The following is an 8,795-nucleotide window of genomic DNA, read 5'->3' as shown; positions in this document are numbered from 1 at the left end:
CTGGTGTCCCGCGGCGCCTCAGCGCGTCGGGAGGCCGTATATAGGGCGGCACCCCAAACCCTGTCCAGGGCTTTTTTCAGCCTGTTTCGATTTTTTATGCCGGGACCACCTGATCGAGCGTATGGACCTGGAGCCCCCCCGCACCAAGCCGGCGCCGGGCGACATCGCACAGGTGCGGATGATGCGTGAAGAACAGCACCTGCGTCTGACGGCTGAGATCGTGAAGCACGCTCAACGCGGCCCCTGCTCGCTCGTCGTCGTAGTTGATCAGGAGATCGTCGGCGATGAAGGGGATCGGTTCGGCACCCGCGACGTAAAGCTCGATCGCTGCGACGCGCAGCGCCAGGAAGAGCTGGTCGCGCGTACCGTCGCTCATGCCCGAGACATCCACCAATTGCCCGGTACGCCGCTCGCCCTTGAGAATCGCCTGATCGCGGTCGTCATACTCGACCTTCAGGCCCGTGTAATTGCCCAGCGTCAGCGTACGGAACAGCTCGCCCGCCCGCCTGAGCAGCGGTCCCTGCTGTTCCTGCCGGTAGCGGTCGATCGCCTGCCGCAGCAGCAGGGCGGCCGTACGGGTCCGAGCGTAGGTCTCCACCATCTCGCGAAGATCCGCCAACGCCTCCTGCGCTTCCTGGGCCGCCGTGCCGCCTCCCCTTCCCCGCTCCATCTCGGCGAGGCTCTGGCGCAAGCGCTGCAACTCGCCGCCCAGATCGGTCCCCTGGGTGTGGAGGTCTGCGATCTCTTCGGTGATCCGTTGCAGGTCCGCATGCAACAGGTCTGGGTCGCAATCCGCCACCTCGGCGGTCAGTTGAGGAATGTTCAGGCCGTCGCCGGATGACAGAAGCTGCCGCCGCAACTCGTCCCGGCGTTCCTCAGCCTGCCGACGCGCCGTAGACCGCTGGATCGCCTCGGCCAAAGCCTCGTCGTCGGAGCAGCGCGCCTCCCGACGCAAGGCATCGAGAGCCGCCTCCGCATCCCGATGGTGCTGAACGGTGCGGGCGACATCGTCGCGTGCCGCTTCCAATCTGGCGGTCAATTCGCGGTGGCGGTCCGCATCCCGGCGTGCCTGCTGAAGCCGGATCAGCAGCAATCCTGCAAGGTCAATAGCGTCACCGTCCGCCGGAATCGTCAGCGCCGTCGCCAGATCGGCGACCTCGGAGCCGAACCGCCGGCAATTCTCGTTGATCCGGTCGACCCTGTGCGAAAGGTCGCGGATCGCTTCGAGCCGCCGGTCCAGGTCTTCGAGCAACGTCAGGGTTTCCTCGACTCCGGCCGGAGTGGCCGTGGCTTCCCGCCCCAGCCGTTCCATCAGCTTCGCCCACGAAAGCTGCCATGTGTCGAGTGCCTGGGTACAGGCCTCACACTGATGCTGGGCCTCGATCACCAGCACCCGCTGTTCGACCAGCCGGTCGAAGCAGCTCTGGCGCTGGGTCGAAGCCTGGGTAAGCCGCTGAACCAGCGCCTCCCCCTGCCGCACGAGGATGCCGAGCGTCGCCTGCGGCGGCACCAGCGCTCCATGACCGGCAAGGGCCGCAGCCAACTGAGAATGAACACCGCTGAGATCGTCGGCCATACGGCGGCAGGAGGTTTCAAGCTCCCGCGCCGCCTGGGCGTCCCGGACGATACCGACGACGCGCGCCAGCCACGACGCCATCTCGCGCGGGGTTGCCGGAGCGAGCCCCGCCGGACGCCATGCCGCGTTCCAGTCCGCCTGCAATTCGGCACGGCTACGATCGCACGAAGCCGCGTCGTGGGCGGCGGATGTCAGGCGCCGCACCGTGTCCTCCCGCCGCGATGTCAGTTCCGCATAGCGGGCGACCCGCTGCGCCTCTGCTTCCTTGCGATCGACAAGAGCGTCGGCGGCCCGGACCGAGCTTTCGTAGAACCCCGACAGGTCGTGGGTCGAATCGAACAGTTCCGCTTCATCCTTCGTCAGCGCCGGCTGGTCGCCGTCGATGAAGGTCCGCCGCACGACGGTCCAGCCGAGGTCGCGCCGACGCCGCGCTTCCGCGATGGCATCGGCCGTCGGGATCTCGCTGGTGCCTTTCAGCGCCGCGATCTCGGCATCAAGCTGGCTGAGCTGGGCACGGAAATCATCCGCCTTCTCGCGCGCCCGGTTCGACCGGATCGTCAGTTCCCCAAAGTCGGCCTCGAACCGCGCGACCGTGCTGTCGTCCGGCACCTTGGCCTGGATCAAATCATCCAGGCTGCCCTGCCACAGCGGCAGCCCCGTGACCTGCGCGGCGATTCGCTCCTTCAGCGTCCTTAGTCTGGCCTGTCCTTCGGACAAGCTCTGCTCGACCGTGCCGCGCGCCTTGGCTTCGGCGACGGCAGCGTGGAGCACTGCCGAATCGGCCGGCGTCCCGATGGCATCGAGCTGCGATTCCAGCTTGCCGGCTTCCGTCCGGCACCGGCCAAGCTGTTCGGCCGCCGCATCGGCACGGGCGCGCAGCTTCCCCTGATCGGCGATCAGCGCGCGGACATCGGCCAGGATGGAGCGGGGCGGGATCGCCTCGACCGCGCGTTCAATCGGCAGGTCGGAGCCAAGGCGGCGCAGCAGGTCAAGCGCCTGCTCGCGAAGCTGGCGAAGCTCGCTGTCCCGCTTCGGCAGGTCGGAACGCTGATCGCGGACGGCGCCGCGCTGCTCGTGAAGCCCCTCGATATCGCCGCCACGGGTGAGGATCTCGGCGGGAACTGTAAGGCCGGCGAGTTCCGCTTCGAGCCCCTGAACGACGGTCGTGCAGCGTTCCGTATCGCGCAAGGCCTCGTCACGCCGTCGAATCGCGGAAACCCGCCGGTCGGATGCGTCCTCGGCCAGGGCGACCGCATCCACCAAACCGGCAAGCGACTCCTCGAGTTCGGCGATCTGACGAACCATAGGAAGCGTCCGCCTGATCCGCTCGGCCTTGGCGCGGGCGGATTGCAGGTAGCCCAGCCGCTCGCGGTTCTCGCCGATCCGGCTTTCGACCGCATCGGCCTCCGCCTTGGTCTGCCGCCACTCGTCGGCGCTGACCGCCGCTTCGCGCAGCCGCTTCCTCGCATCTCCATGACGGTCGAGTGCCTGATAGAACGGCTTGGACGCCACCCGTCGCTGGGTAAAGAGCGCATTCGCCTCCGCATCCAGGTCGGCCAGCACCTGCGACAGCCCGAGCACCCCAGCCCCCGCGCCGAACAGGCTTTGTCCGACATCGCCGCGCGCCGCCAGGATGTCCTCGCCGCCCCGGCGCAGCCGGTTATGGTCGAGCCCGAACATGCCTTCGAAGAAATCGCGGTCGATCGGCCCCAGGAATGCGGCGAGCGCCGCTTCGGGCAAGCTGGTACTGCCGTCGGCGCCGAGAAGCGTGTTCTGCCGCCCCTTCCGGCGCTGGAACGCCAGCCGCCGCCCATCCGCCGCTTCGATCTGGGCGGCCAGCCGCAGATCGGCGTAATCATGCTTGAAGTTGTAGGGCGAGCGCGTCTCGATCCCGAAGAAAAGGTCGCTCAAAGCCCGCAACGTCGTCGTCTTGCCGGCCTCGTTGTTGCCGCAGACGAGATGGAAGTCGGCAGACTCGCCAAGTTCCAGCGCACCGTCGGTGAAATGGCCGAACCGGTCGAGGCCAAGGCGGATCAGTCTCATCGGTCGAACTCCTGGTCGAGCAGCCGGGACAGGACGATAGCTTTCGCCTCGCCGATCAGGGCTGCGGGATTGCGGATGCCGGCTAGTTCCCCACCCCGCTCCTCGCCATCGTCCTCATCCCCGCTCAGCTTATCGAGATCAAGCTCACGCGGCAGTTTCGCCAGAAGGTCCTCCAGTTCCGACTGAAGGGTGACATGCAGGTCCGCGTCCGTCGCCAGATCGTCGAGCGAGCGGATCAGGCTGCCGACGGCGTCCTGGCGCAGGCTGAGGGCGACGAGGTCGCGGACCGCACGGGTCGCGGTGACGATCTTCTCGATCCAGACCGCATCGACGGCAAGGTCCAGCGCCACCGCCCGCACTTCGGCCTGAAACGAATCATGGCGGGCCAGCAGCTTGCCGTGAAGCGGCGTCGCCCCGCTCAGCCGCAACCGGACGGCCAGAGGCCGGCCCTCGGCTTCAGCCACCGCCGCTTCCAGCGACGTCCGCACCCGGCCCAGCGCATCGCCGGTCGATTCGCATCCGGTCAGGTCGGCTTCCACCATGGCCCAGCGCAGAACGTCCACCGCCCGATGTTCGACCTTCGCGATATGGCCGTCCTCGACCGTAACCAGCGTGCAGCCCTTGGAACCCGTTTCCCGGATGTTGCGTCCCTGGAGGTTGCCGGGGAAGACGATGTGGGGATGCTCGTGAAGCACCTCCCGGTTATGGACATGGCCGAGCGCCCAGTAATCGTAGCCGTGGCGGGCAAGGTCCGCCGGGACGCAGGGCGCATAGCCAGCGTGCCCTTCCCGGCCATCCGCCGAGGTGTGCAGCACGCCAATATTGAAGTGACCGGATACAGGCGCCTTGTAGTTCGCCGCCAGATTGTCCAGTACCTCGCGCTGCTTGAAGCTCTGGCCGTGGATGGCGACCTTCAATCCGGGCACGTGATGAACTTCCGCCTTGCGCGACGAGAAGACCGTCACGTTCTCCGGCAGCGGCAGCTTGCGGCTGATCTGGCTTTCGGCGTCGTGGTTGCCGTGGATCACATAGACTGGAATGTTGCGCTGGCGCAGTCGCGCCATCTGCTGGACGAAGAACAGCCCCGTATTAAAGTCGCGCCAGTCGCCGTCATAGACATCGCCGGCGATCACAACGAAATCGATCGCTTCGGCTTCCGCCAGATCGACCATCGCCTGCAAGGCCCGGCGCGTCGCCCCGCGCAGCAGATCGACAGGCGCTCCGTCGTAGGCCGCAAGGCCGACCAGCGGGCTGTCGAGATGGATATCGGCGGCGTGGATGAATTTCATGGCTGCGTCGGCCCTATCCGGCAACTGGCTGTCCAATACGACAGGTAGTAGCTGGATAGGGCCAAAAACGCAACAATTAGTGTCGGCAGGGCGGATTCCGGGTCCACTGGGATACTGCCCCGCGAACCCGACCCGCCTACCCGATCAAGCCGCCTTTTCGCCCCGCTCGTCCACCAGTTCGACGATGTCGCTCATGATGGCGGTCAGGTCGTAGTCCTTCGGCGTATAGATCCGCGCAACCCCGGCGGCCTTCAGTGTTCGCTCGTCCTCCGGCGGGATGATGCCGCCGACCACGACCGGGATGTCGCCGATCCCCAGCCGGCGCAGCCGGTCGAGCACTTCGGTCACCAGAGCGACGTGACTGCCGGACAGGATCGACAGGCCGACGACGTGGACGCCTTCTTCCAGGGCGGCGTTGACGATCTGGGCCGGCGTCAGGCGGATGCCTTCGTAGACGACTTCGATACCGGCATCGCGGGCACGGACCGCGATTTGCTCCGCTCCGTTGGAGTGCCCGTCGAGCCCCGGCTTGCCGACCAGCATCTTGATCCGGCGACCGAGCCGTTCGGACACCGCCGTCACCCGGTCGCGGACGACGGCTAGGCCGTCGGCCCCTGCACCAGCCGCAGCCGCCGCCTTGCCGACGCCGGTCGGTGCCCGGTACTCGCCGAAGATCTCGCGCAGCACGGCCGACCACTCGCCGGTCGTGACGCCGGCATGGGCGGCGCGGATGCTCGGCTCCATGATGTTGCGGCCTTCGCGGGCGGCGGCTCCCAGTTCAGCGAGCGCCGCCTGGACGTCCGCGTCGTTGCGGGCGGCACGCCATGCTTCCAGCCGGCCGAGCTGGTCGGCTTCCGCCGCCGGGTCGGCGGCCAGGAAACCGCCGTCGTCGCCGGCGGTCAGCGGCGAGGGCGCCGATTCGGTGAACTTGTTCACGCCGACCACGGTCTGCTCGCCCGATTCGATGGCGGAGAGCCGCTTCGAGTTCGACTCGACGAGCCGCTGCTTCATATAAGAGGACTCGACCGCTGCGATGGCGCCGCCCATGGCGTCGATTCGCGCCAGTTCCTCCAGCGCCTCGGCCATCAGTTCCTCGACCTTGCCGTCGATCACGTGGCTGCCGTTGAACAGGTCGCCGTATTCAAGCAGATCCGTCTCGAACGCGACGATCTGCTGAAGGCGCAGGCTCCATTGCTGGTCCCACGGGCGCGGCAGGCCAAGCGCCTCGTTCCAGGCGGGAAGCTGGACCGCGCGGGCGCGGGCATCCTTGGACAGGACGACGGCCAGCATCTCGATCAGGATGCGGTAGACGTTGTTCTCGGGCTGCGGCTCCGTCAGGCCCAGGCTGTTGACCTGCACGCCGTAGCGGAAGCGGCGGAACTGCTCGTCCTGGATGCCATAGCGGTCGCGGGTGATCTCCTCCCACAGGCGGGCGAACGCCCGCATCTTACAGAGTTCGGTGATGAACCGGATGCCGGCATTGACGAAGAAGCTGATTCGGCCGACCACCTGCGGGAAGTCTTCCGGCGGGACCTGTCCCGCCTCCTTCACCGCGTCGAGCACGGCGATCGCCGTAGCCAGCGCATAGGCCAGTTCCTGGACCGGCGTCGCCCCTGCCTCCTGGAGGTGATAGGAGCAGACGTTCATCGGGTTCCACTTCGGCACTTCCCGATAGGTGAACGCGATCATGTCGGTGGTCAGGCGCATCGACGGAGCCGGCGGGAAGATATAGGTGCCCCGGCTGAGATACTCTTTGATGATGTCGTTCTGCGTCGTCCCGGAAAGCTGGGCGCGGCTGGCCCCCTGCTGCTCAGCGGCGGCGATATACAGCGCCAGCAGCCAAGGGGCCGTGGCGTTGATCGTCATCGACGTGTTCATCTCGCCCAACGGGATGCCGTCGAACAAGGTCTTCATATCGCCGAGATGGCAGACGGGAACGCCCACCTTGCCGACTTCGCCCTTGGCCAGGGGATGGTCGCTGTCGTAGCCGGTCTGGGTCGGCAGGTCGAAAGCGACGGAAAGCCCGGTCTGGCCCCGCTTCAAGTTGGTGCGGTACAGCGCGTTGGAGGCGGCCGCCGTCGAATGGCCGGAATATGTCCGGATCAGCCAGGGCTTGTCGCGATGTCCAGTCATTACTGCGCTATCCCCTTAATGCTCGGTTCGTAAGCCCGGTCAACCGCATCGCGGCACATGAGGCCGCGATGCGCCCCCGCCATCGTTCCGGTACGCTAACCCGGCAAGCCGTCCCAGTTCCATTGCAATGCACCATTTTTCGGTCGGTAGACGGATCGTTCTTAAGACCAATGGACATTTCGTAAGGCCTGGATCGACCTGCCCTGAGCCGAACTGGACTGATAGTTTCGCGAAGCCGGGCGGCTAGTGAAACAATTTACCGTATTGTGCGTTGCATCGGAAGGATTATCCTGCTTAGATCGCGGAAACGCCAAGAACCACAGGCTTTTCAATCCTGGCCGTTTCCGACGGCGACGCAAGTGCAGCAAACGTCGGGACGACCGTTACCCAAGCATTCTGCGGCAAAAAGTTTCGAGGAATAAGGCATGTCCGAGGCAGCGAACGTCATAACCCGGCCGGCCGGTCCGGCAGTCAAGGACCTCTACGATGTGGGCGAGATCCCGCCGCTGGGCCATGTGCCTGCGAAGATGCACGCCTGGGCCATTCGGCGCGAGCGCCATGGCGAGCCCGAAAAGGCCATGCAGCTAGAGGTCGTCGATACCCCGTCGGTCGGACAGGACGAGGTCCTGATCCTCGTCATGGCCGCGGGCGTCAACTACAACGGCATCTGGGCCGGCCTCGGCAAGCCGATCTCGCCGTTCGATGTCCACAAGGCCGAGTACCACATCGCCGGCTCCGATGCGTCGGGCATCGTCTGGGCGGTCGGTGCCAAGGTCAAGCGCTTCAAGGTCGGCGACGAAGTCGTGGTCCACTGTAACCAGGACGACGGCGACGACGAGGAGTGCAACGGCGGCGACCCGATGTTCTCGCCGTCCCAGCGCATCTGGGGCTATGAGACGCCGGACGGCTCCTTCGCCCAGTTCTGCCGCGTCCAGGCCCGTCAGTTGATGCCGCGCGCCAAGCACCTGACCTGGGAAGAGAGCGCCTGCTACACCCTGACGCTGGCGACCGCCTACCGCATGCTGTTCGGCCATCGCCCGCACATCCTGCGTCCCGGCCACAACGTCCTGGTGTGGGGCGCTTCCGGCGGGCTGGGATCGATGGCGATCCAGCTCATCGCGACGGCGGGCGCCAACGCGATCGGCGTGATTTCCGACGAGACCAAGCGCGACTTCGTGCTCTCGCTGGGCGCCAAAGGCGTGCTGAACCGCAAGGACTTCGACTGCTGGGGCCAGTTGCCCGACGTGGACGATAGCGCCGCCTATGCCGAGTACATGAAGAAGGTCCGCCCTTTCGGCAAGGCGATCTGGGACATCACCGGCAAGGGCAACGACGTCGATTTCGTGTTCGAGCATCCGGGCGAGCAGACCTTCCCGGTCTCCTGCTTCGTCGTGAAGCGCGGCGGTATGGTCGTGTTCTGCGCCGGCACGTCGGGCTTCAACCTGACCTTCGACGCCCGCTTCGTGTGGATGCGGCAGAAGCGAATCCAGGGCAGCCACTTCGCCAACCTGCTTCAGGCCAGCCAAGCCAACCAGCTCGTGATCGAGCGCCGATTGGACCCCTGCATGTCGGAGGTCTTCTCGTGGGCCGACATCCCGCGCGCCCACACCAAGATGCTGCGCAACGAGCACAAGCCCGGCAACATGGCCGTGCTGGTGAACGCCCTGCGGCCCGGCCTGCGGACGCTGGAAGACGTGGTCGAGGCGTAAGACCGATCTGAAAGGATCGGTGTTGGGCCATGGCCCAACCTACAG

At 66.2% G+C, this 8,795-nt stretch carries 4 protein-coding genes; 1 reads left to right on the top strand and 3 read right to left on the bottom strand.

Annotation, left to right across the window (positions count from 1 at the left end; genetic code table 11):
- Positions 1–94 precede the first annotated feature (94 nt).
- From N826_RS30135 to N826_RS30125, 3 genes are all read right to left on the bottom strand, one after another.
- On the bottom strand, positions 95–3,619 hold the full coding sequence (locus N826_RS30135; RefSeq protein WP_044435068.1) for a YhaN family protein: 3,525 nt from the start codon (positions 3,617–3,619) through the stop codon (positions 95–97).
- Entirely contained in the window at positions 3,616–4,908 is a 1,293-nt protein-coding gene (locus N826_RS30130; protein ID WP_044435066.1) for a metallophosphoesterase family protein, read from the bottom strand. The genes N826_RS30135 and N826_RS30130 overlap by 4 nt, the downstream gene beginning before the upstream one ends.
- Positions 4,909–5,052: 144 nt before the next feature.
- Complete coding sequence (locus N826_RS30125) at positions 5,053–7,041, bottom strand: protein meaA (RefSeq protein WP_044435064.1); 1,989 nt, start codon at positions 7,039–7,041, stop codon at positions 5,053–5,055.
- A gap of 425 nt (positions 7,042–7,466) precedes the next feature.
- Between N826_RS30125 and ccrA the strand changes: the two genes are divergently transcribed.
- Positions 7,467–8,750, top strand: a complete 1,284-nt coding sequence (gene ccrA / locus N826_RS30120; RefSeq protein WP_044435063.1) for a crotonyl-CoA carboxylase/reductase — start codon at positions 7,467–7,469, stop codon at positions 8,748–8,750.
- The last annotated feature ends 45 nt before the right edge of the window (positions 8,751–8,795 follow it).

The sequence above is a fragment of the Skermanella aerolata KACC 11604 genome, from assembly GCF_000936425.1.
GTDB lineage: Bacteria > Pseudomonadota > Alphaproteobacteria > Azospirillales > Azospirillaceae > Skermanella > Skermanella aerolata.
The sequence above is the reverse complement of the archived record's forward strand: the minus strand, read 5'-3'. Positions and strand labels throughout refer to the sequence as shown.

Bases quoted from the DNA above. Each gene is read 5' to 3' on its own strand.
- ccrA (WP_044435063.1), top strand. From the start codon at position 7,467: ATGTCCGAGGCAGCGAACGTCATAACCCGGCCGGCCGGTCCGGCAGTC.
- N826_RS30125 (WP_044435064.1), bottom strand. From the start codon at position 7,041: ATGACTGGACATCGCGACAAGCCCTGGCTGATCCGGACATATTCCGGC.
- N826_RS30130 (WP_044435066.1), bottom strand. From the start codon at position 4,908: ATGAAATTCATCCACGCCGCCGATATCCATCTCGACAGCCCGCTGGTC.
- N826_RS30135 (WP_044435068.1), bottom strand. From the start codon at position 3,619: ATGAGACTGATCCGCCTTGGCCTCGACCGGTTCGGCCATTTCACCGAC.